This is a genomic window from Phyllobacterium sp. P5_D12 (assembly GCF_054049495.1).
Genome location: NZ_JBFUMG010001130.1, coordinates 1 through 632, shown reverse-complemented (window position 1 = coordinate 632; position 632 = coordinate 1). Strand labels below are relative to the sequence as shown.

Annotated in this window: 1 pseudogene; it reads right to left on the bottom strand. The window is 63.4% G+C overall.

The features are described 5' to 3' along the window. A pseudogene (locus ACXJ5O_RS29100) lies at positions 1 to 632 on the bottom strand (hypothetical protein); the annotation flags it as partial.

Below are 632 nucleotides of genomic sequence, written 5' to 3'. Positions count from 1 at the left end.
GAATACCGGCTTCGTTGGGGCTGCCATTTCGCCCGGCTCCATAAGGCGCGAGCGTACCACCGCATCGAACGGCGCCACGAGTTCCGCATCGTCGAGCTCCTGGCGTATCAGCGCCAGCTGGGCTTCATTGCCACGTAGCTGTGCTTCGGCCTGCAGCAGTTCCTCGGCGCGCGGGCCGGCCACGGCAAGATCGAGCGCACTCTGCGCGACTTCGACCTTGGCGTCGGCAACTGCGGCTGTGGCCTTTGCCGTGTCGAGATCCTGCTTGCTGATCGTCGCTGTCGCGGTCAGTGCAGCCCGCCGTTCATACTGGATGTTGGCGTTTGCCGCGTCCGCCTTGGCCGATGCAAGATTGGCGCGCGCCTGTGCAATTTCTTCGGGACGGCTGCCGTTGCGGAGTTTCATCACCATGGCACGTTGTGCGGCGACAGTCGCATCGGCCTCCCGCACCTGCGGCGAAAGCCGGCTAGTATCGAGCCGCGCCAGAACCTGGCCCTTTTTGACGATATCGCCTTCCTCGACGAGAATACCGGCAATGCGCTCCGAGCCGTTGAAGGCGAGCGTTGCCTGCCGCAGGTCGACATTGCCATAAAGCGTCAAAGCATCATTGGCCACCGGCCGATGCAGATACC